This is a genomic window from Paenibacillus koleovorans NBRC 103111 (genome assembly GCF_004000845.1).
Lineage (GTDB): Bacteria > Bacillota > Bacilli > Paenibacillales > NBRC-103111 > Paenibacillus_AA > Paenibacillus_AA koleovorans.
In genome coordinates this window covers 40,327-64,250 of sequence record NZ_BIMA01000031.1, presented here as the reverse complement: position 1 = coordinate 64,250, position 23,924 = coordinate 40,327, and the positions used below count along the sequence as shown (strand labels likewise).

The following is a 23,924-nucleotide window of genomic DNA, read 5'->3' as shown; positions in this document are numbered from 1 at the left end:
CGCATCTATTGGCCGGCAACCGATGGGTTACGAGTCCACAATTAATCGACAGTCTCAAAAGTCGGACTACAGACACCGATACCGCGAGATGGCCATGGATGCTGAATCCCCCAACCACGCTTCGCAAGCGCACCCTTTACGCTTTAGTACTGTAAAATTTTCTGTATGTTGAAAACCCTGATCGGAAGTTCACCGATCAGGGTTAGAAGGAATGCTCAATCGACTCTTCGATACCAAGGCAGCCGGGATAGAGGAACTTCAATCTCAATAATGGCCGGTCCCGCAATAATGGCTCCGTCATCACCACTCCATTCACCTGGCGGAATGAAGACGATGCGACTGCGTTGCCCCTTATTCAGGATGGGTGCCGCCATCAGACGGCTACCAAGCAGAAATTGATCGGAAATCGATTCGTAGCCTTGCCCAGAAAACTCATACGCTAAGTGGCGAACCATCGGTTCCCCTGTCCTGGCCGAATGCTCGGCAATCTCCACAATCTCAGGACCGAGCTTCGCATGCAGGTTAGCCGCCTCCACGCAATAGCCCAAATGCTCCCGGTCCAATACCCGCCAAGGAGCGGCCGAGAATTGCATCATAGGAAACAGCGCGGAGCACTGGGCATAACGGACGAACAGCTCCGCGTCCAAGTTATTCGCAACGGAGGTGAATTGGATATATTCACCTCCGCCAATCATATCGGGGCATACGAACGAATAGCCCAATAAACCTTGGGCTAATGCGTCGGGAATCAACGCTCCTAATCCGTCTCCCTCCCAGGAATGCTTCTTGTCTTTCAACCGTTGCACTAGCGGCGTTCCCGCCAACTTCCAGCAAGCCCTAAACTCATTCAAAGCATAGGGCAAACCGACCTTAGCCCAAGCTTCACAATGGCCGTTGGGATGATTCGGAACCGCGCTCCTATCGCTTTCTTCGTAGAAATTGGGATCCCCCGCGTCGAACTTGAAGCCGTCAATTCCGTACCGCACTTGCAGCTCACGCAATTTCCGATGGATCCAATCGACCGCTCCCGGATGCGTGCAATCCAGCACAGCGCTGTACCCATTCCACCATTTGCGAATGGCCGTTTGCCCGCTATGATCCTTCAGCAGCAATCCGGTTGGCTCCAACTGTCGGAACGTCAAGCTGTCCGGGCTCACAAAGGGACAAACCCATAACATGACTTTAAATCCCATCCGATGCAGCTCATCTACCATCCCTCTCGGATCGGGAAAACGACCGGAATGGAATTCCCATGTGCCGTAGGGCTCATGCCAATTATCGTCGATCATGATAACCCCCGCCGGCATCCCATGCTCCAATACATCCCGCGCATATTGCAAAACCTTCTCTTGCGTCGGGGAGTAAAGCAGCTCGATCCATAGGTTATACTGCGGGGCTGTGAACAGCAGACGCTCCGGCATTTCCCCTGAAGAAGGGAAATGGTTCTTCGACGCTGCCAAATAAGCTCCGCGAAGATCCGCATGCCGGTCACTGCAATAAATTTCAGCGCCGCTATCGTTCTTCACATGCAGGACGCGATCTTGAATCGAGAAGTCGAAGGGCTCTTCGCTCCAAACATACCTTCCTTGGTTGGACAGAAGCAGCGGACATGCTTGGTTGGCTAATAAATCGCCGCCGAGGCTCGCTTGGAACCCGTGTTCCGCCGCATAGGGCATGTGCAAGCCATCCGATACTCTCCCGCCCCACCAATGCTCATCAGCCAATAGCTTAATGCTTATCTCTCTTTGTTCCATGCTCCCCCTCCTAACCCTTTATTAAAAATCCCTATGGTCGGGGTGCGCGCTGGAACGCACATTCTTATGAAGGGAAGCAATACGCTTCATGTCTTCCGGCTGCAATTCAAAATCAAAAACAGCTGCGTTCTCCCTTATACGACTGGGGGTAATCGACTTGGGTACCGCTATGATGTTCTGCTGCACAATCCAACGTAAAATAATTTGGGAGACAGATTTCCCGTACTGTTTCCCAAGCTCCAGAAGAACCGAATCATCTAACAGCAGCCCTCTCATCAGAGGACTATAAGCTTCCAGTTGGATGCTATGCTCCATACAAAAGCGGTGCAGCTCATCGGAAACCAGATAGGGATGATACTCGATCTGATTAACGGCCGGTTGAACCTGACAAGTCTCCAACAAAGGAAGCAGATGATGCTCCAGAAAATTACTCACCCCGATGGCTCTGACCTTCCCCTCGGAGTAAAGCTTCTCCATGGCGCGCCAAGATTCGCGGTTCGTTTCCTGAATAGGCCAATGAATCAAATACAGGTCGATATACTCGACTCCCAGCTTCTTGCGGCTGGCTTCAAATGCTTGGAGTGTCGCCTCGTAGCCATGATCCGTATTCCATAGTTTGGTTGTGAGAAAGAAGCTTTCCCGAGGCAAACCCGTTTTCCGGATCGCCTCCCCTACGCCCTCTTCATTGCCGTAGACGGAGGCCGTGTCGATACTAGGATACCCGCCGCAATCCGCAGCGGTTTGAATCGCCTTTATGAGCTCTTCACCGTTCCCCACTTTCCAAACACCCAGGCCAAGCAATGGCATTTCCACACCATTATTTAAAGTTATTGTTCGTGCCGTCAATCGCCTGTCCTCCTCCTTCTTCATCCCTCGATCCCCCTTCGACCTGCCGTCGGAGCTGTTGGACGAACTCCTCCATCCGGACGTTCTCACCGGTCAGACGAGAATGCTCGGCAGCAAAAGCGATCAGGTGGCTCTCGGCCGAGACCATGCCGGAAGACCGGGATGGCTCACTCTGCGTGCTAGGATTATCATGGCGCCTAACGATTTCCCGCATCAGCATCGTATCCGCACCGCCATGTCCTCCCTCGACGCTGGCCGGAATGATTCGCTCTTTTTGTCCGTTGAACAGAACTATCTCCAGCTCTCCGCTTTTGCGATGTCCCGTAATTTCCCCCAATGTGCCCATAATCTTGAAAGTACGCGTGATCTCGCTTGAAAAGGCGGAAATATTGAAGCTGACGGTTACCCCGTTGTCGAACTGCATATTGACGGCTTGATGATCTACGACATCATTATCGCAGCGGAACACGCATCGGCCATATGGACCTTCCTGCAGAGCTTTCCACCGGGTAGGCAAGTCGTTCTGCAACGAGACCACGTCCTGCGGCCAGCTGTTGCTGTCATTGTAATAAAGCTTGAGCGCGGAGTAAGGACAATCGGGTTCAACCGCGCAACCATCCGTACACCGATCGGTAGATCCTAACGGAGCGTGGCGTTCACGAAAGTAGGACAATTCCCCGAAGGAAGACACGGACGTGCATTGCCCTCCTGCCAGCCATTGAATCAAATCGAGATCATGGCAGCACTTGGCCAAAATCATGGCACTGGAGGAGCTGGTCTTCCGCCAATTGCCTCTGACGAAGCTGTGTGCGAAATGCCAATATCCAATATTTTCACTCCACTGAATGGATACAAGGTCTCCGATTTCTTTCCGGTCCACCAGCTTCTTCAACGTGTTGAAATAGAGATCGTATCTAAGCACGTGACATACCGTAAGTCCGCAGCCTAAACGTTCGGCTTCCTCCGCCAGACGGAGTGTCTCGAGCGGATCCGGCGACATCGGCTTTTCCAAAACGATATCATAACCGGCTTGCATGGCCTTCATAACCGGTTCGTAGTGATCGGTATCCTGCGTGCAGATGAATAACGTGTCGCATAGCTTCGGTTTTGCGAGCAAGTCATCCCAATGGGTATATTGTTGGGCGGTCGGGATAGCATGAAGATGGGCAAAATGAGTTCTTTTCTCCTCATTCGAGTCCGCGACCGCGATAAATTGAATTTCATTCGGATGCTTCAGCGCATAAGCGCCATAAGCGAACATGCCTCTGCTGCCCGCTCCGATTAAAGCTGCTTTCATCAAACTGTCTCCTTCATCCTGGTCATTCTGTTAGGCAATCTGCGGCTGGAGATCTAGGACAACGACCCAATCCTGCATGATCGGAGGAACGGGGAGTGTCCATTCCCCTTGCTCGTCAGCACAAACATCGCCGATCGGATAGCTCCGACCGTTCCGAGGATCGATAAATTGGGCTCGATAGAGGATTCCATGCTCCAACCCCATGAGTCGGACCGGATCGTTCCACGGCGTCAATAAGATAGGCGTATAAATCAAAATCGTTTCCCCCGGAATCCAAGCGCAATAGGGGTTGAATGCTTCGGATGGTCCCGCCGCCGGCTCGATCCGAAACTGACTCGGTTCTAGCCTCCACCATTCGAACCGACCCAGAATACGTTTGCCCGCTCCGACATGCGCGGCTCCCGGCAGATGGATCGCCTGCTCCCAAATCAGATCGTCCCATCTCGTTCCGCTCGGGTGCGTGCCGAACGGCTCGTTCTCGATATTGCTGACCGCCACCGCAATCGTGCCGTATGTGTGCCCGGCGGAACCCGACAACAAACTGCTCCAGAACAAGAAGCGCTGGACGTCGGCGTAATTCCGACCCATAATCCCTTCATAAAAAGCTTCCGCGCTAATAACAGGAACAGTAGGCTGAGCTTGTATGATATCGATATAGTGCCTAGCCGCTAAATGCAATTCATTATAGCGCCCGGTATCGCCGTGTCCCGCCTGCGGCAGCTCGAAATCGAGCAGCGAGCCGTCCTCCAATTGGCTTCGCGAGGAATGGAAGGCGTTGGAATGCGCGGTAAGCGGCCGACGGAACGGATCGGTCTGGCGGATATACGCCGCCACCTGCGTCCATTCCCGCAGCAACAGCGACTTATCCAATCCGCGCTGTGGCTGCCGAGTTCCGTAGAACGGCATGTTGCACTCGCCGGCCAGACACCAGAAGACCGGATAGGCGCCGTAGCGGGCGATCAAATATCGCCAGTGCCGCTTCATGCGCTCGGTTCCCATCCACAACAAGTAATAGCCCCACGCGCCTACGATACAAGGCGCAAGACCTGATTCCACAAAATATTGGATTTTCCGGTCGGCCTCGTCGAAGTAGGCAGGACGAATCCGTGCAAATCTCTCCTCCCAGCAATACCCGGCCTCATTCTCGTCGCGTTCATCGAAGGCAGGCGTCTCCGGTCCAAGACCGATGCCGATCTCGACGACCGAGAAACCTTTTCCTGCACGATCCTCTACCAACTCCTCCAGCCTGCCCGGGTAAGTCATTCGTCTGGACAAGCATGTATACCAGGTGTCGGCCAACCATAGGAACGGTGTTCCGTCTTCATGCTCGAAGTGTCTCCCGCTGTCTCCCACTCGAATCGGGCCGTGCCGCAGCAAGCGGTTGGTCGACTCCGTCTGGCTCGACGCCTCCAAGACACCTTCCACACCGTGCAATTCTCGATTGCTGGCATCGGAACAATTCGTGCAGATTCGATATCGCCCTTCCGACGGAGGCGAGAATCGGACCTTCCATTCGTTGCCCCCCGCCCAATAGGCAGGCACCGTCCATGTTTGGCCCTGCTCATCGGTGATCACTGCATCCAAATCCAGGTCATGGAACGGATCTTCATAGATCGATCTGGATCGGTAAGACCATTCGGCGACTTGATATTGAATTGCATTAACGTTTAGCATCCCGAATCTTCCTCCTCGCTTGACTCCTCGCTGCTTATCCCTTGACAGACCCCAGCATGACGCCTTTCACGAAATACTTCTGCAGGAAGGGATACACAAGAAGTATCGGCAGTGTGCTAACGATAATAGTGGCGTATTTCAACGACTCGACGACGATGACTTCGGAGCCCGATCTGGCGTTGGCCGAGGAGGCGATGGAATCGGCATTCGAGCCCGCGATGATCAGATCACGCAAAATGACCTGCAACGGAAACAAGCTGGGATCCCGCAAATAAATAAGCGCGCTGTAGAAGTTGTTCCAGATGCCTACCGCAACGAACAGTCCGATCGAGGCGTATACCGGCTTCGACAGAGGCGCTACTATGCGCGTGAACAAGCCGATATCGTTCAATCCGTCCATACGGCCGGCATCCTCGAGCTCTTCCGGAATGCCTTCGAAAAACGTGCGGAAGATCAGGAGGTGGAACGTATTCACCGCTCCGGGAAGCACCATCGCCCAGATCGAATTGACGATGCCTAGCTCTTTGGCGACCAGATACGAAGGGATCATCCCCCCGCTGAACAAGATCGTAAAAATGATCAATAATGTAATCTGTTTGCCAAACAGCATTTTTTGCTTGGACAGCGCATAAGCCGCCGACGAGGTAACCAACAAAGAAATGATCGTACCTAAGACAACGTACAGAATTGTATTGCGGTATCCCATCCATATTTTCCGATCTTGAAAAACAATTTCATACCACTGCGTCGTGAAGCCTCTCGGCCAGAAAGAAACGCGGTTCTGAAGCACATATACTTCGCTGCTGAGAGAGACGTTAATCAAATAGACGAACGGATACAGCGTGACAAAGATCAACCCTAGCATGATGCAAATATTGATGGCGTCGAACAAGCTGAACCGGGCTTGCTTCATCATTCCCACTCCTTACCACAGGCTCACCTGCTTGATTTTCTTGGCTGCGAAATTGGCTGCGTACAGCAACAGGAAACTGGTTATGCCATTAAACATACCGATTGCTGTGGAATAACTGAAATTTCCCTGCAGCAGCCCGACCCGATACGTATAAGTGGAAAAAATGTCGGCCGTCGAGTATACAAGAGGATTGTAGAGCAAGTACACCTTCTCGAAGCTGGTCGACATCAGGCTGCCGACGTTGAGAATAAGCAGGATAAACATGACCGGCACGATTCCAGGCAATGTGATGTGCCACATCTTCTTCCATCTGCCTGCCCCGTCGATCTCGGCCGCTTCGTACAAGTGGGGATCTATCGAGCTCAACGCGGCCAAATAGATGATTGTCCCCCAGCCCACTCCTTGCCAGATCCCAGACGTAACATAGATGGTACGAAAATATTCCGGTTTCGACAGAAAATAAATGGGATCTCCGCCGAACCACTGGACGATTTGGTTGATCATTCCGCTAGTCGGCGACAAGAACATAATGATCATGCTCACCATGATGACATTCGAGATAAAGTGGGGCAAATAGCTGACGGTTTGTACAAACCGCTTGAAGAAGATAGACCGCAGCTCATTCATAAGCAGGGCCAACAGGATCGGCGCGGGAAACCCGAACAAGATGCTATAGAAACCAAGCAGAAGCGTATTTTTCAGAAGCACCAGAAAATCGGGATTTTGAAAGAAATATGAAAAGTATTTGAAGCCCACCCACTCGCTTGCCCAAACTCCCTTGAAGGCGTTGTAATCCTTGAAAGCTATCACGAGGCCGAACATCGGCAAATATTCAAATAGAATATAAAATACCATCGCTGGAGCAAACAGAATCAATAAGAATTTCGCATCGCTTAGCCGCTTCTTGAACGACTGACGCTCTACTCCAGGACGGTTGCGTGCCGCTTGAAACTCTGTGTTGTTCATTACGCTCAGCCCCTACCGGTAATAGAATCCCCCCCTTTTAGGGAGGGGGGGTGGCTTGCCAAACTTATTACTTTTTCACCCGTGCATCTGCGTTCGTATACATCTTGATGACATCCGACAAACCGAGCTTCTGGTACCCTTCGACATATTGATTCCATTCGCTGAGAGGGCGGCTGCCGATAATGAATTTGGAAATGTTTTCTTCCATGTACTTGTTGATGGCCTCGCCCTTCAGGTTGACGATTTCTTGCTCCGCGTTGTTGAACATCGGCAGCAATGGACTTGGCCCGGCGAACTTCACGGCTTGACTAAGCGCTGTCTTCGACTCCGGCGACATCAAGGACATCCCGGCTTCCTGATCTACCCAGATTTTCGTACCTGACGTGCCGATGCCGTAGTTCTTGGCGGCGATGGCCGTAGTCGTAATGTCCGGGATGAACTTCTTCTGGCCGTTCGTCTTCGTGTATGTGGTGCCTTCCAGCCCCCAGCTTAATACTTCCTTAGCCTGATCGGTGTACAGCCAGTCAATCAGCTTCAGCGCTGCATTCAGGTTCTTGGAAGTAGAAGCAACCGTCAAGCCTTCGTCATAGTAAGAGGTCAACCCGTGGAACGCTTTGCCGGTAGGCCCCTTCGGAGGATCCATATGCGCCATCGTAAATTCCGGCGTTGTCTTGCGCACATTCGTATTGAAGTTGTCCAAATTGCTCAAGTAGCCATTGAAGATAAAGCCCTTGCTGTTGGCGATAAAATCATCGCGCTGCTTCGAATCGAGCGAGAGGAACTCAGTCGGAACCAGCTTCTCCGTGTATAGCTTATTGAGGTATTCGATCATTTTGCGATAGCTTTCTTCGACAGGTCCGTACGTCCATGCCTTGGTCTGCTCATTTAAGTAGTAGCCGTGGCGCGTATCCCAGCTTGGCGAGATGTAGTTCAGAGTAGCGAGTCCCTTCTGCCATACCCAAGGCGTGCTGTCCGGATACAGCTTCTTCAGCTCCTTCAAGAGGGTGTAGAGCTCGTCGAAGGTAGCCGGCGTCTTCAGGCTATTCTTCTTGAAAATATCTTCTCTGTAAAGCATGATGCCGTTGCCCACCGGCGATGTCGCACCGGAAGTCGGCGTCAGGAACAGCTTGCCGTCGTTTGAAAGCGGGAGCTTGGATTCGACTTGATGGGTCTCCATCCATTTTTTAAAGTTCGGCATTTTATCCAGATGATCCAGGTAGTTCACAAGCGCGCCGCCGCCGCCGAACTTCTGAACGAAGCTGTAACCGGACATCCACATAATGTCGGGCATTTCGTTGGAGGCGATGATCAGAGGGATCGATTCCCACCAGTTGCCTTGATACCCGGATACCTTCAGCTTGGTGTTGGCGTTCTTCTCGAACACTTGCCAGATCGGCCAGCTTTCCTGCAACGGCTGAGCTGCATGGTTCTGCACCATCATGCTGAGCGTGACCGGCTGCGAGCTGGTTGCTTGCGGTGCCGTAGTACTTCCGGAAGGCGTCGGCTCGATTGTAGGTGTCTTGGTACAAGCCGCCAGCATACCGGTCAGCATCGTAGCCGCAAGAACCATGGAAATCTTTTTCTTCATTGCGTACACTCCCCTTTGTGATCTAAGTCTGCATCAGACTCGACGCTTTAATTATAGGGTTGGACTATTGGAGCTCGAAATAAATCAGTTCTTACTAAAACCAACTATTTTTTACTTTATCCGGTATCTCATCATTTCTCTTGAACATGAACGGATTGTTCCCTTATCCGGATGGATGGATCTTCCGATAAGGCAAACAGCAGTGTCTCCTTGTGCTTAATCGATCCTTCCGGAGCCGAATACTCGCGGGACGTGCGCAATTCACGAATTCGCTGGCAGCTGCGTTCGGTGTGCAATCGGAAAGAAACGGTTCGCCCGCTCTCGTTCGCGACATAGATCAGATCGTCATGCTTGCGGCGGACGAGTCGCGCTTCAAGACCGACAACCCGATTGCCCTCCAGGTCGGTCACATGCAGCGGGCGATGAACGCCGGATTTGTCGTAGAGTTCATCGAGCAGGCGCATCAACGAATCGTCCGACGGCGTTCCTGCGGAGTACCAGACGACTCCCCGCCCGACATGATGCCTGGACAGCAAAATACGGCCTTCGATCGAGCGTGCCACAGGTTCTCCGGATAGAAGCTCTACCTCCTGCATGACACCGGCATACCGGAGCACTTCGACCGCGCTCAGCTCCGACGCAAGGTCAACAGCATCCGCCTCCATCGCTTCCTCGTAATGCACGGCACGTTGGAAGTTTTGATCGTAACGCTGCTCCAAGTCGCCATAATACGCGATATCCGGCGTAACGGTGTTCAGAATACGTATCCCCCACTGCTCCAAATAGAGCTGCGGTCGGCAGTATTCATCTGCGACAAGCGATTCCGGCAAGACAAGAACATGCCCTCCCTCGCGAACATAACGGTCGAGCGCCGCGAATGACTCCTCCGGCATATATTTGACCGCAGGCAGCACGAGCAGCTTGTACCGGGAGGCTCTGCCAGCGGTCAGCTGCTTCTCGCTGAGGAAGGTGATGCCCGTATCCAGCGAGCGTGCTGCATGATAGCAGCTGCGCAAGGAAGTGAGGAACGGCGTCGAATCCGCGCGAAGCAGCTCGGGCCGGACCTGCAGCATATTCGTCTTGGAGTATAGAATCGCCACCTCCATCGGCATGTCCCAGAACGCCGTAATTTCCTGACTCAAGCGTCGGATGTCGAGCGCCGTATACAGCATCTCGGCCACCTGTTCCATGGACATCTCTCCGTGAGCGGGCGAGTTCATCGTGCTCATCGGGAATTGACGCGACGGCTGCTTGGGCCACCAGAACTTGGAGATCGAGGTTTTACCGTGCAAATAGTTGAGCATCCAGCGCGAGCTGTCTCCATCCTGCTCCGGATCAACCATCGGCTTGGGAGTATCCGCCAAGGCGCGCAGCAGGTCAATACTGAGCAGATCGTTGCCTTCATGCAAGATGACGTCGTCCACTTCGTTGATGATCATTTCTTCGTCGATCCCCGTCGTCCCGTTGTCGGGACTCAGCATACTGTGCGTACCGCCGGCGCAGATCGGTATCGTGGGATGATAGCTGCGAATCGTCTTCTTCGTTCGAATGAGATGATCGGTAAACCGTCTAGTGTTCCAATCGGTCCAGTCCACCCAGGCGGCTCGGTTCACGTCCGGAAGAGGCGCGAAGCCTTCGGTGGGAGGCGGTATGATCTCACTGAAGGAAGCGTATGACGTGTTCCACCGTTCATTCAACCGTTCGATGCCCTCATGCTTGTCCTTCAGCCATTCCCGATATCGAGCGATGGACGTATCGCAATAGCACATGTAGGTTAATTCGTATCCCAGGATCACATACATGAGATTCGGCATGCCCACCCAGCCCGGCGCATGCTCTTTGTTGTATTGATCGATGGCATCGAGAATATGCTCGTTCTCCAAGCAGATGATTACATTTTCCTTCCGGCCGCCCATCGCCCACTGATCCTTGATCAAATGGCCGCACCAGCCCTTCCAGCCGACCCGTTTGGTGCCTTCATGGCGATGAAAAGCTTCGTAGACCGGCGACCACTCGATATCGTACCTGGATCCGCCGCCTACGGCAAATATCTCGGTCTTGTGCTGCTCGGGGGAGAAAAACTGCATAAGCGCTCCGTCGTTGTGATAGCTCATGGAACATACCAGCACTGGAGAACCGGAGGTATCGACGTACGCGTTCCCTTTGATCCGGAGCGACTTGAAGTCCGGAATCGGTCTTACGAGCGACAGCGGAACGTTGGCATCGTCTTCATCGTCCTCGAACTTCTTGGAGGTGGTGTACTGCTCCAGAATGGTCCTCTGCTTGATCACCTCAACAAGGGCGTCGCTCATATTGCGCAGCTTGGCGGCAGGCGAGAAGTGCCAGGCCAGCATCGGTCTCAGTTTGAGCGCAATATCGGCGGTCATCCTGGCCGCACGGGCGTAGTGGGTCTGCTTGCCGTTGATCTCGGCAATTTCGATGACCCGGACAAGTCCAGCCAGCTCGCGCTCAAGCCGCTCCTTCAGTTCCCTTACTTCACTAGGATCGACATAGTTGTCCGGCTCAAACGTATAGCAGTAAATATCCAGGTGCTTGAGGAGAATGACGGAGTCACCCGGTTGTACGAGCGCTTCGCCATCCACTTCGCTTCGAAGCGTCGACAAGCGTAGGGCAGCGACCGCGATCGGCTCTTCTCCGGGGGCGGGCTCCGGCATACGCAGCACCACCTTCGCAATCTCTTCCAAGTTCAGCATTCGGTCGCCCCTCTGAGTCTGGATCGGTGCGATTTGGACAATGACATGCGTCACTCCCTCACCCAGCAGCAAGGCGCGCCCGCGATCGACCGCATCCCCGAAATGCCGGTCCGGGCTTGCGTCCGACTCCTTGTCCACCAGTTGCAAGCCGCCGATTGCAATACGGCCCCACGGATTATAGATCATAAACTGCAGCGATTGATAGGCGCTCCAGTCTCCACCTAGCTCTGCCGTCTCCGCCACGCCTCTTAAAGTGGCCCCTGTAACTCCAATTGGAAACTTACCCTCGCCTTTTACGAGAGCTCCCGACCACTGCGGCGTTCCTTGCTCAAAATCATCGAGCCATTTCGGCTTCATCTCCCGCTCTCCTCCTACTCTCTATCATGCTGGATGGGATGCCTATCCCGATTGTACACGCGCGCGACAGCTCGCCGGTAGAAACGTTTTTTTACGAATTCAAACCAGTTTTTACTTCCTGCAACTCGGTTTGCAAAACTCAAAATCGGTTTCTATTCAAAAAGCGAGAGTTCGGTTATGTTCGATAGGCGTACACAATACACAATGTACGCCATGTGAAGAAAGGAGCGAATTAATGATGAAAGTTCTGCTACAAAACAAGGAAAGGCGAGGGTGGCTATGGACTGCGATTCTGGTTGCATGGCTGCTGGCGGCGGCAGCGATTGTCTTCAACGCGGGGCAGCCAACCGTATATGCGGCACCAACCAACTTGGCCCCGTCCGCAACCTTGTCGGCTGACACTACTAGCGGGACGTACACGAAGGATAAGGCTGTGGATGGAATCAAGAATACGGACGCGAGTCGCTGGATCTCGACCAATACGGCCGAGCCGCACTGGTTCCAGCTGGATTGGTCTTCCGCCAAATCGATTACCAATATCAAGGTATGGAGCGGAAAAGCCCAGGGGGTCGGAGCCAACTGGCACATCAATTCATTCAAAATGCAAAGCTGGAATGGAAGCGCCTGGGTAGATATTCCGGGAGCCAGCGTCACGAACAACACGCAGGATGGCTTCTATGGCCAATTCAACAACTTCACCTTCTCCGCCGTCACCACGACCAAGATCCGCATGTACATCACGGACGCTTGCAACCAAACCGGTCAAACGGACGCCCGCCTGCTGGAGATTGAAGTATGGGGCGAAAATGCCTCTGGAACACCTACACCTACGCCTACTCCAACTCCAACACCAACCCCTACACCTACACCTACTCCAGGTATGCCGCCCGTTCAAGAATGCAACAACCCGGGAGCCGGCTGGATCTGGTGCGACGATTTCGAAACGAATCGCCTGAGTTCTTATTTCGAATATCAATCCCCGACCAAGTTTGTCCGAACGGCCAGCGCCGGCACCTCCAGCTCGCAAGGCATGAAGGCGACCTGGACGCCCGGTAATGGCGATGCGGGGAATTTGAAAATTGCCTTCGGAAGAACGCCCTCCGCCTATATCAGCCCTGTGGCTGGAGCCACTACCGATTATCGGGAAATCTACTGGCGCTTCTATGTCAAAACAAGCTCCAATTGGACAGTCGGCTCCGGGCAGAAATTGACTCGAGGCACGATCCTCTCCACATCCAACTGGGCGCAAGCGATGATCGGCCATGTGTGGTCGGCTGCTCCGGACAATAATTACTTGTACATGGATCCCGCTCGGGGGACAGACGCGGCAGGCAATCTGGTCACTACGCAATACAATGATTTCGCCAACCTGACATGGCTGGGCAAGAAGCAGGGATCGCAAGCCTTCTTCGTCTCCCCTAACTTGAACAAGTGGCAGGCGGTTGAAGTTCATTTGAAGCTGAATACGCCCGGACAGTCGAACGGTATTATGGAGTACTGGATTGACGATGTCCTTCAGGAGAGCTCCACGAATCTGAATTTCGTAGGCAGCTACAATGCGTACGGAATCAATTCCATCATGCTCGAGAACTATAACAATACCGCACCTACGGCGGCCATCGAACGTTACTACGATAATTTCGTCATCAGCACGCAGCGGATTTACAAATAAAAGGGAAGGGGCTTTCATACCGGGTCCGTCATACCCGAGCAGAGAGCCCCTTCTCCTTTCACAACGATTTGTCCCTATACTCCTGCGGCGACAATCCCGTATACTTTTTAAAAAATCTTGCAAAAGCAATGCCTGACAAGTACCCTACCGCTTCCGCGATCTCATGAATTTTCATCGAACTGCGGAGAAGCTCCTTCGCTTTTCTCAATCTCACCTCCGCAATATAATCAGATAGGTTATAACCTGACAGTTGTTTGAACAACCGTGACAAATACGAAGGATTGATATGGAGATGTTCTCCGAGTGCCGTCAAGGACAGGTCGCTGCTCAGCTTCCGCTGAATATACGCTTCGATCTCGCGTACAATTCGATTGGTCCTCTCCGACGCATCCGATGAAGTGCAAGTGAAAATCGTGTCTGCCAGCTGCTCGAAAAAGGACCAATAGTCCTCCATCCGCCTTTTGGGATCAAAGCCGTACAACCTGTCCAAATTCATCAATCCCGCAATGGAGGAAAACAGCTGCATTCGGTTGAGATGCGTGATAAACAACGAGGACAGGAAATGATAAATCTCCAGTTGTGTGGCGAGCGATCCGACATGCTTGCGGGTGTTCGAGCCAAGCTCGCGGAACAAGAACATGAACTCGGGCTGCAGCCCGTTCTGCAAGTAATTGGCCAGCTCTCCGTATTGGCCCGGACGGAACATAAACGAGGCTTCGTCCGGATCCTCCTGCTCCCCCAGCCCATCCGCGCTCATCTGCTGCAGCTCGGTGTCGGTGAGCAGCATGCCCGAAGTAAGCCCCACGCTTTTCTCCGCCAGCAGCTCGAGCCGATGAAATTGGTCCGAGAATACGGCCCATTGCAAGGGATCAGCGCCTAGCAAGAACGAAATCTCTAGGTGCAGCAAACGCTTGCATGAATCTTGTACGGATTCCAGCATCCCGTTGATATACAGCGGCGCGCGCGACAGTCCGTCCGTTCCGCCTTCTTGCCCTCTGCTCAGCGGTTGGAAGATGCAGAGCATCTGCATGCGATTGAACACGATCGTTCTCAGCGCGAATGCATCTCGGAAGTATTCGTCCATTACATTCTGCGCCGCGTCGAGCAGCAGCATGCGATCGGAGGGCGTATAGGGCTGTTTCCAGCCTTCCAGCCGCGCCAAGGCGAGGAATATCGGGGCATTTGCATCGAAGGGCATTTCCAATTGTTCAAACTGTTCATGCAGGGCATGGACCGACCACTTGCCCTCCGCCATTTCGAATAAATATTGCTTTTGAAGGGAGTGAACAGCCAGCTTATATTGGTGCTTCTCACGATTGCTCAATAGCTCGGCTTCCAGCTCGGTTTGCAGCGAATGTATAGCCCTCGAAACCGAATTCCGAATCTTGGCGTCGCCTTCGGTTTTTAGAATATAATCGAACCCTCCCAGGGAATACGTCTCCCTGGCATAGTTGAAATCGTTGAAGCCGGTCAGGAAGATGACCTTGCACCTCGGCCACAGCTCGCGGATCTCTTTCAGCAGATCAATCCCTGTCTTGACCGGCATCATGATATCCGTCAGCACAATGTCGATCTTCGTCTTATCAAGGATCTCCAAGGCTTGAGGGACGGAATAGGCCCTGAACAGCTCCAGCTCCCACTCCTCCTGCTCCTCGAACATCTCGAACAAGCCGTCTACAATAATAGGCATATCGTCAACGATCAGCAGCCTGTACATCATATCCCCCCTTCCGGCATCCCCACTCGAATTTCAACCCTCAGCCCGCCCAGCCGACTTCTGCTCACCTCAATGCCTGAATCCGACCCATATTTAATGCGAAGCCTCCGGTGCACATTAATCAGGCCGGTGTTCTCCGCACTGCCGTCGGACGCGCGTATCAAGCCGCTCTGTAAGCTGGCGATCTCATCATCCGTAATTCCGCTCCCGCTATCTTCCACCACGATGGACAGACTAGCCTCCCCCATCTCGAATCCAACCTGCAATTCGCTGCGTCCCAGCACGTGCTGGAACACATATTTGTAGCAATTCTCGACGATGGGCTGGACGATGAGTCTGGGAACAAGCAAGTGCTTCAATGGCTCCGGCACCTCAGCGAAGGAAACCTTTACAAGACCGGAGTAGCACACCGACTGAATATCCACATAAGTTCTCGCATGCTGAACTTCTTGATCCAGAGAAATTTCTTCATCGGCATCCCGGGTCACAAATTGAAAGTATTGCCCTAAATACTCGGAGAATCGGGTAGCATTCTCTTGATCCCCTCTGCTGATCAACCTGGAGAGCACAAAGAAGTTGTTGTACAGGAAATGCGGATTGATTTGCGATTGCAATCGCTTTAGCTCCGACCGTTGGCTGCGGATCTTCTGTTCATACACTTCCTGGATGAGCACATTCAAATTGTGAAGCATCGAATTGAAGCGCGCAAATAAATAACCGAACTCACTCTCCTTGCCATTGTGCGGAAGCGTAAAATCGAACTTGCCCATCTCCACCTTGCGGAAAGCTCCGAGCAGCATCTTGAGCGGTTTGTGAACGATGCGATAGCTCCATAGAAGGAAGGCTACGACGACCAGCAGCGAGATGATGGACATCGCCCAGAACAGCGTGTAGTATGTGTTCAGGGAAACATATAGCTCCGCCTCCGGAATATGGACGACCGCAATCGTATCGAACAACGGAGAGTACTCCATGACTACGAAATGCTTCTGCTGACCCAACGCGATCATCGCTGTCTTCTGGTAGTTGTGGTCGCTCAAATCTTGTCCTAACACGAATTGCTTCAAGGCTTCGCTCATGCTGGCGCTGCGGATCCCGCCGATTACCCAGCCCTGCGCGGGATGAATCAGATAGGCCCCACTGCCCTTATACCCGATCATATTGTCCAGAATGATACCGATCTGATCGGGGTATAGCTCGGCCGCCAATACAAACTCCCCGATCTCGGCTTGTGCTGAGGAGGACGTGGAATTGGTATAGGGTACGGTCATGTAGAGCCTATTGTTATAATAGACGAACGGACTGTCCGCTTCCTTCTTTTGCAAGCCCAGAAATTCAGATGGATCAATATAGGGAGTCAGGTTCTCGACGGATAAAGTGCCCTTCAAGCTAGGCAAATAAGCGGATGTCAGTCGAATGAACCGGCTTGTCCTCTGCACGTGGTCGAGGTGCTTCCGGATATTCATAAGCAGACCGACCCGCTCCAAATCCGTCATCGGATTGCCGCTCACCTGAGCATTCAGCACGGCGATCTCAATGGCGCTTTGCTTGAGCGACATGGAGATTCGCGTGATTTCGGTCTCCCATACCTTCGTGATCGACTCCGTGGAGCTAATCAGAGACTTGGAGATCTCCTCCCGATTTTTGCGAACGCCCATCTCATTAACCGCGAAATTCAGCCCGTACAAGATAGAGATAATAATCAGAAAGATGATCATCAGCTTGGACAGGATAGATACATAAGGAATTCGAAGCATGGTTGGCTTCCTCTCCATGAGAACTACATGTAACCGTATACATCAGGTTATTACATTATACACGTTTAGGATAGAAACCAATCATGACAAATAGCAACCGTTTTTTACGAATTCTCCACGCTGACACCAGACCCGACGATCCGGTAAGAGGAGCGCATTACATCGTCATCAACAATGGGAGTATCCGTCTGAAGCATATCGACTATGAAGGAAGCATGATAAGAGAAGAGATGGGGCAATATTGGCAGCAGTTGCGCTCTACTATGGCTTCTGAAGTGCTTTGACCTGCATTATTAGTCATCAAAGCCCGCCCAATCAACCAGGTTGATTAGGCGGGCTTTGTTTGAAAGCCGACTTTCTTCTCCTTTAAACATGCGCGAGCTTCTTCGTTTCGCCGGCTTGCACCACTTCCTGGTGGCCATTCACGCTGAACCAAACCGGTATGGCCGATGGATTGTGGACGAGTTGACCGGAAACGGAACAACGCAGCCGTTGGACGGCCTGCATATAAGCGACGATTTCGATATTAGTAGCGAACCAAATGTCCGTCTGGCTGCCGATCAGCCGGCAAAATTGCTCCAGTTCTTGCCAATTTTGATGGTTATCGAATTCGTAGCTGTGCCCCCATACGTATAGCAATGCCATTCGTGTATGCCTCATCTGCAAGTCGATCAGCTTCTGCGCATAGGCAAGCATCTCCCTGTGATGGCAGGTCGGCTTCCAGACCAGGAAATCGGCAGGCATATCGAATAAGCCGCTGGACTGCGTCGTTCGCGCATATTCCATTCCCGTGGCTCGCAGAATAGCGACGACTTCTTGGTTCCATGAACCGAACGGATATGACATCCCCCTGATCGGATAACCGATCAGGTTCTCGAGCTCGCGGCGATCGTTCAACGTTTCCGATGCAATCGTCTCCGGCGGGCTCATAGAAAGGAACGGATGGTTCACCGTATGGGCGGATACTTCATGGCCGGCGAACAAGTCGGCAAGCTCGGCGCTTTCAACATACCCCGGCGAGCTCAGTCTTGCGGAATTCAAGTGAAACGTCCCTCTTACCCCGTGCCGGTTCATGATGGCTACCATTCTTCGGTCAAAGTCTCTGCCGTCGTCATAACTCAGCGTTACCGCCTTATGTTTGCCTTGCGGAAAACGGTCAAATCGGATCACTAGCCGTCACCCTTCCTTCGCCTCCAACAGCAATCGAATCCATTCCTTTATGTACTGCCCATGATCATGATACGTTCGGCCGCTGACCAGATTGCCGTCCACCACGCAAGGGCTGTCCTCGTAGATCCCTCCGCAAACTTCCAGGTCGAAGCGGCACTTGGCTACGGTTGCCATCCTGCGTCCCTTGACCACGCCTGCCCGGCAAGGGATTTCCACCCCATGACAGACACTTGCTACAGGCTTGTTGTGAGCGAAAAAATAACGGGTGATCTCGATCAGCGCTGGATCGTCCCGGATATACTCGGGTGCCCGGCCTCCGGAGAAAAAGATGCCGACGTATTCAGCCGGGTTCACATCGCGAAACGCAATATCCGCCTGGATCGTATACCCCTCGAATTCTCTGGTAATATCCCAGCCGCTTGAGGGCCTTTCATGCAGCACCATCGCATATCGGCGTTTATCCGGGCCTGCTACGACCGGGATGAAATCTTCTTCCTGAACACGGTAATAAGGGTATAACGTATCCACGGTTTCGGTTGCGTCTCCTATTACGATCAATACTTTCCCTCGAGACATCCTTGCATGCACCGCCTTCGTTTCTTGTGGGTTTCAGGATTAGCTGCCAGTCAACTGTGCTTGCGCCAATATGGTCTCCGCCACTTCCATCGTCTTCAGCGCATCCTGGAAGTTGGACGACGGCTGAGTCCCCTCTTTCAAGCAGTCGATAAACTCGCGGTGTTTCGGCTGAAAGCCGCCATAAATAAACTTCTCGTTCGAACCCGCCACTTCACGCGCATCATAAGCCACGCCCGTATAGTCGCCATCCGCATAAAGGTAGCCGCGGGTTTCCAATTCCGCCTCCGCGCATATGTTAGGCGCATGCATTTCAACCGAGAAGATGCGCCGGCCACTCGAAAAGCTGTTCAGAAGATAGCCATGCGAGCCGTTGTCGAAAGAAAGCGTTGCCGAAACGAAGTTAAGATCCGGAACTCCGACCCGCTTGGTCGTACTTTCGACCTTGACGACATTTCCCCCGCACATCCAGCGAATCGTATCGATGGCGTGCACCGTATCGTCCATCATCCTGTCCCTGGCTCCGAGAAACGGGACCATGCCCGATTTATAGAACCGACAAACCGCATGGGTGATGGGCCCGCGCTTCAAGCATTCCTCGCGCAGCTTGACCGCCAGCGGCGAATTTCGCCGTTGGAAGCTGACTTGCGTGATGCAACGATTTTTCTCGGCGACATAGGCCAAAGCTCTTGCCTGATGTATCGAAAGCCCGAGCGGCTTCTCAATGTAGAGATTCACCCCGCGTTCCAGGCACCACATCCAGATATCATACATGATATGCGGCTGCCCAATGGCATAAACGGCTTGCGGATTCGTTTCGCCGATCATCTGGCGATAATCGGTATAACGATTGCGTATGCCGTATTTATCGGCAGTCGCATGCAGCAGTTCGGGGAACAAATCGCAGATCCCGACCACTTCGACATCGTCCAACGTCTGCAAGGACGGATAATGTACGCTGTTCGCCATTTTGCCGGCCCCGATTACCGCGATTCTCACCTTGTCGCTCATTCGTGAACGCCTCCCATGCTCAATTGGACAAGCTGTCGATCCGGACTGGACGGTCCAGTGCCGCAGAAAGGCCCGACGCCTCCATCAGTTTCGTCAAATCTACGGCTAGGGCAATGTTCTCTTCGGCGATCGTATTGTTCTGAATATGCGACACCCATTGGGCAAATGCCATCGGTTGCCGCTGCGGCTTATCCACGAGCGTCCATTGTTCGGCGGCTTCGTCTCCGAAGCGGGTCGTTCGCAACTGAACGGTATGTTCGGGATACCCGCATAACAGAACCCCTTCCGTGCCATGCAATTCCATGCTGTAAGGGGAGAAGGGATTCACGAAACTCGACTCCACTGTCCCCAAGGCGCCATTTGCATACCGGAGCACCGACACCGCATTGTCCTCGACTTGCTTGCCGGTCATATACCCATAGCTGGCGCTGACGCTTTCCGGCATGCCGAGGAATAACCGGGCCACGTACATCGGATGGCAGCCTACGTCTATCAAAGCCCCACCATGGCTTTGCTCCATATTGAAGAAGTGGGCAAAGTTCCTCTGCGGATATTTGACTACGCCATGATTCGAGCGGCGCACTCTGGCCGATGTCAGCTCCCCGAGGAGTCCCTTCGCCAAAACATCCTGAATCGCCAACGTATAGCTTTCGTATAATTGCGGCAGGGCTACCATCAGCTTGACCCCGGACTGTTCCACCGCTTGCAGGATCTCATTGCATTCCTGCAAGGTAGGCGCAAGCACTTTTTCCGTAAATATATGCTTGCCTGCCCGGGCCGCCTGGATGATGATGTCCCGGTGCTGGTTCGTCGGCGCGCATACGATGACGGCGTCGATGTCCGAATTCATCCAGATGTCGTCCAGATGCTCCACGTACGGGATTCCGCGGTCGGCCGATTGCTGTTTGCCGCGCACCGGGTCTTCATCCCATATCCCCATTACGACCGTATCCGGATGTTCAACGGCTTGTCGAAAATAGCCATCCGCATGAATGTGCCAGAAACTGAGTATCGCCACTCGCAGCATGAATCCATTCCTCCTTTTTCCTCAAGCAAAAACGGCTCGAACCTCAAACAAGGACGATTCGGGCCGTTTTTTGATGCGCGCCGAAGCTAATCAATAGTGAATCAACACATCGTCCAAGTAGCCGTAGTAGTTCGTGTGCGTGCTATGCGAGCGGAAATCCAATCTGTCGATCCCGGACGCGGCGTTGCGGAAATTGAGCTGCGAGCCGACTAGCACGCCGTCGATGTAGACGTCGCACTTGTCGGTCGCCGGGTTCGCCACCAGCTTGATCGTATACCACGTATTCGGGCTGTAGCTTTGCAGCGTCGTTTCCGAGCCGCCGTACATATATTGCAGATCGCTGCCAATTGTCCGCAGCCGCACCGCCTCCGTGCTTCCGTCGTACAGCGTCACATAGTTAGAGTTGCCCGTCGCCGGGAACATCAGCTTGAATTCGGCGGTTACCTTGCCCGTCTGCGACGGGAACGTCTTATACGCCTTCACAATGTCCGATGAATTCGTATCGCGCAGCTCGATGCTCTTGTTCGTGCCGCTCGGCACCGCCTTCACCTGCACGGTGCCGCCGCCCGTGTCCGTCGTCCATCCGGGCGGAGCCGACGATGTCGCCGTGCTGTCGAAGCTCTCCGCATAGAGCGTCAAATCGTCCAGGTAACTCGTGTAGCCCGTGTCCGAGGTATGGCTTTGCGCGGAGAAGCTGTCGATGTCGCTCACCGTATTCACGAAGCCCAGCTGCGAGCCTTCCAGCTTATTGTTGATGTAGATGTCATATTTGTCCGTCGCCGGGTTCGCCACCACCTTGATCGTGTACCACGTATTCGCGCCATAGCTGCGCAGCGCCGTATAAGAGCCTCCGTTGTTCTCCACCTCGATCGATGTGCCGCTGGTGCGTATCCGCACGGCCTCGGTCGAACCGCTCCACAATTTGTAATAGGTCAAGTGGCCCGTGGAATCGAGCATGACGTTGAACTGCAGCTTCACCGTCGTGGCGATCGGGGCGAAGTTCTTGCTCACGCGCACGCCCTCCGAAGCGCTGCTGTCGGTCAGCTTGACGCTCTTGTTCGTCGCGCTCGGCACGTTCGCTACCGTCACGGTGCCGCCGGTAGTGACGGCGGTTAAGCCGGCCGGGGAAGAGCCCGTCGTCATGTCGTCGAACGTCTCCGCATATTTGACCCGCGGCGCTGACAATCGTTTGTTCAACTGATCGATGTACAGCGACGGCACCGCCATCGTATCGCCCTCGCCGATCCCTTCGACGAAGTCCGTCGGCGCCGTACCCGCGTCCGTCGTGACCGCCTGCGCCGCGTTTGCGGCCCCCCGCGTCCCGATGATATAGCCCCATCCGTATTGCTGCGACTTGATGATGTAGCTTTGCCCGCTCTGATAGCTGTCTCCAAGCGTATTCCAGAACACCGTTTGCGTGGTCGTTTGCCCTTGGCCGTTGGAGCTGCTGCCCTTAGTGCCATGATTCGTGGCGGTCAAGAACGTATTGATGACACGCATGTTGTCGAACAGATTGGCCGCGCTCATCCAGCCGTGCGTCTCGGAAGATAGCCGCCCGGTATCGGTTTTATTGTCGTACAGCACATTGCCGCTGGCCGACATGCCGACGATCGCGTAATTATGACGACCGTGTTTGGCCGAGGAATGGGAAACCAGCACCTCTTGGCTGCGAACGATGCGGAACAAATAGCCGTTGCCGCCCCCGCCTTCGTACTGCGGCTTGCCGAAGTAGCAATGATCGACGGTCACGCTCCGCGAATATTGCACATTGACGCCGTTGGAAAGAAGACTGATGTCGTGGTTCGTGTTGCCGGCAGGTTTGTACGACTGCACATTGCGAACCCATCCGTTCACGACCATATTGAACGAAACGGCATGCGCCGTATGCATCTCGTACGCGCCCGTGCCGGAGACCGTGTAATCCTGATCGCCGGTTCCGGATGTCAGGTTCTCCCGCATGCCGATGCCAAGCCGCTCCACCCCCACCTCTTTGATGCTTGAATTCACGCTTTTGTACACCCTTGCGTTGTCGCGGGTCTTCATTTTGAAGCGGGTCGGAATATCGATCGTCAGTGTCTTGTTGACGGTATCGATTGCGGTCACCTGGCGGTAGAACGTCATTTCCTCAAAGTAGGCATTCCAAATATCCGTCATGGCGAGCTCGTCGATAAAATCCTGCGTCACGTCGGAGTGCAGCACGATCCAGTCGCCCACGCTATAGTTGGACACGCTGCTCACCGGAATGACAGTCGACATCTCCGGCACTTCCTGCGTAATCGAAGTTGTCTGGATCTCCTCGCCGGGCGTCTCGGTCCACCACTTGACATACGTAGAGTAGGCTTCCGGCCTGGCCAGAATGACGCTTCGGGCCCGCATGTTCGTCTCGTCGTTGTAGATGCGAGTATCGTCGGCGCCCGCGCCGACGCCGCGCAGCACGACATTGCTCTTGTCAATCAGCAGCGAGTAGTCGTTCGTGCCCTGCGGCTTGACCTTGTACGTGCCGGCCGGCAGGAACACGATGCCGCCGCCGGCGTCGCCCGCGTCGTCAAGCGCTGCCTGGATCGCGCTCGTGGCGTCGGTCGCGCCCGTGTTGTCGGCATTGTACGGCGCTTGCGTCACATCGTACGTCTTGCCCGGCGGATTGTCCGGAATCGGATCCTCTCCCCGGTGATAGCCCGCATACGAGAAATCCTGCAAAAATCGGCCCGACCCGTCCGTATATCCCGGATACCAGTCCGCCGGATACAAGCTGCTGTACCATAACCCGGTAGCCGAAACAGGCGGCGCAAGCTGCGGCGATAGCCCGAGGACCAACAGCAGAGCCAATCCAATCACGATCGTGCGATGAATCGTTGTTCGCATCACATAACCTCCAATGGTTCAATAAT

At 53.6% G+C, this 23,924-nt stretch carries 17 protein-coding genes; 2 read left to right on the top strand and 15 right to left on the bottom strand.

All coding sequences use genetic code 11. The features are described from left to right. Nucleotides 1-215 precede the first annotated feature (215 nt). The 8 genes from PKO02S_RS12795 to PKO02S_RS12760 form a co-directional block, all read right to left on the bottom strand. Nucleotides 216-1,754: a glycoside hydrolase family 31 protein gene (locus tag PKO02S_RS12795; protein WP_127583326.1), complete on the bottom strand. Its 1,539-nt coding sequence runs from the start codon at nt 1,752-1,754 to the stop codon at nt 216-218. A gap of 21 nt (nt 1,755-1,775) precedes the next feature. After that, the gene (locus PKO02S_RS12790) at nt 1,776-2,624 is read right to left on the bottom strand and encodes an aldo/keto reductase (RefSeq protein ID WP_127583324.1); all 849 of its coding nucleotides are present in this window, start codon (nt 2,622-2,624) and stop codon (nt 1,776-1,778) included. Continuing rightward, nucleotides 2,572-3,900, bottom strand: a complete 1,329-nt coding sequence (locus tag PKO02S_RS12785) for a Gfo/Idh/MocA family protein (RefSeq protein ID WP_127583322.1) — start codon at nt 3,898-3,900, stop codon at nt 2,572-2,574. Before PKO02S_RS12785 ends, PKO02S_RS12790 begins: the two co-directional genes overlap by 53 nt. Nucleotides 3,901-3,927: 27 nt before the next feature. Further along, entirely contained in the window at nt 3,928-5,571 is a 1,644-nt protein-coding gene (locus PKO02S_RS12780) for a DUF5060 domain-containing protein (protein ID WP_127583320.1), read from the bottom strand. Between the two features lie 34 nt (nt 5,572-5,605). Further along, a complete protein-coding gene (locus PKO02S_RS12775; protein WP_127583318.1) occupies nt 5,606-6,484 on the bottom strand; it encodes a carbohydrate ABC transporter permease in 879 nt (292 codons plus the stop codon). Nucleotides 6,485-6,496: 12 nt separating this feature from the next. Beyond that, on the bottom strand, nt 6,497-7,450 hold the full coding sequence (locus tag PKO02S_RS12770) for an ABC transporter permease (protein ID WP_127583316.1): 954 nt from the start codon (nt 7,448-7,450) through the stop codon (nt 6,497-6,499). 67 nt (nt 7,451-7,517) lie between these two features. Next, complete coding sequence (locus tag PKO02S_RS12765) at nt 7,518-9,038, bottom strand: extracellular solute-binding protein (RefSeq protein ID WP_127583314.1); 1,521 nt, start codon at nt 9,036-9,038, stop codon at nt 7,518-7,520. Between the two features lie 131 nt (nt 9,039-9,169). Next, nucleotides 9,170-12,109, bottom strand: a complete 2,940-nt coding sequence (locus tag PKO02S_RS12760) for an alpha-amylase family protein (protein ID WP_127583312.1) — start codon at nt 12,107-12,109, stop codon at nt 9,170-9,172. A 238-nt stretch (nt 12,110-12,347) separates the two neighbouring features. Between PKO02S_RS12760 and PKO02S_RS33635 the strand changes: the two genes are divergently transcribed. Further along, nucleotides 12,348-13,781, top strand: coding sequence for a discoidin domain-containing protein (locus PKO02S_RS33635; RefSeq protein WP_164821422.1), 1,434 nt, complete (start codon nt 12,348-12,350; stop codon nt 13,779-13,781). Nucleotides 13,782-13,839: 58 nt separating this feature from the next. On the opposite strand, the gene PKO02S_RS12750 is transcribed toward PKO02S_RS33635, so the two are convergent. Continuing rightward, complete coding sequence (locus PKO02S_RS12750; RefSeq protein ID WP_164821421.1) at nt 13,840-15,498, bottom strand: response regulator; 1,659 nt, start codon at nt 15,496-15,498, stop codon at nt 13,840-13,842. After that, nucleotides 15,498-17,255, bottom strand: a complete 1,758-nt coding sequence (locus tag PKO02S_RS12745; RefSeq protein ID WP_164821420.1) for a sensor histidine kinase — start codon at nt 17,253-17,255, stop codon at nt 15,498-15,500. Before PKO02S_RS12745 ends, PKO02S_RS12750 begins: the two co-directional genes overlap by 1 nt. Before the next feature lie 83 nt (nt 17,256-17,338). Between PKO02S_RS12745 and PKO02S_RS12740 the strand changes: the two genes are divergently transcribed. After that, nucleotides 17,339-17,539, top strand: coding sequence for a hypothetical protein (locus tag PKO02S_RS12740; protein WP_127583304.1), 201 nt, complete (start codon nt 17,339-17,341; stop codon nt 17,537-17,539). A gap of 82 nt (nt 17,540-17,621) precedes the next feature. Here the strand turns inward: PKO02S_RS12740 and PKO02S_RS12735 are convergent, their stop codons facing one another. From PKO02S_RS12735 to PKO02S_RS12715, 5 genes are all read right to left on the bottom strand, one after another. Beyond that, on the bottom strand, nt 17,622-18,425 hold the full coding sequence (locus tag PKO02S_RS12735) for a polysaccharide deacetylase family protein (RefSeq protein ID WP_127583302.1): 804 nt from the start codon (nt 18,423-18,425) through the stop codon (nt 17,622-17,624). A 6-nt stretch (nt 18,426-18,431) separates the two neighbouring features. Next, nucleotides 18,432-19,001, bottom strand: coding sequence for a DJ-1/PfpI family protein (locus PKO02S_RS12730; protein WP_127583300.1), 570 nt, complete (start codon nt 18,999-19,001; stop codon nt 18,432-18,434). Between the two features lie 39 nt (nt 19,002-19,040). Continuing rightward, the gene (locus tag PKO02S_RS12725) at nt 19,041-20,009 is read right to left on the bottom strand and encodes a Gfo/Idh/MocA family protein (RefSeq protein WP_127583298.1); all 969 of its coding nucleotides are present in this window, start codon (nt 20,007-20,009) and stop codon (nt 19,041-19,043) included. A gap of 19 nt (nt 20,010-20,028) precedes the next feature. Then, nucleotides 20,029-21,036 carry a Gfo/Idh/MocA family protein gene (locus PKO02S_RS12720; protein WP_127583296.1) on the bottom strand — a complete coding sequence of 336 codons (1,008 nt, stop codon included), beginning with the start codon at nt 21,034-21,036 and terminating at the stop codon, nt 20,029-20,031. Between the two features lie 90 nt (nt 21,037-21,126). Then, nucleotides 21,127-23,898 carry a glycosyl hydrolase family 28-related protein gene (locus PKO02S_RS12715; protein WP_127583294.1) on the bottom strand — a complete coding sequence of 924 codons (2,772 nt, stop codon included), beginning with the start codon at nt 23,896-23,898 and terminating at the stop codon, nt 21,127-21,129. Between the last annotated feature and the right edge of the window lie 26 nt (nt 23,899-23,924).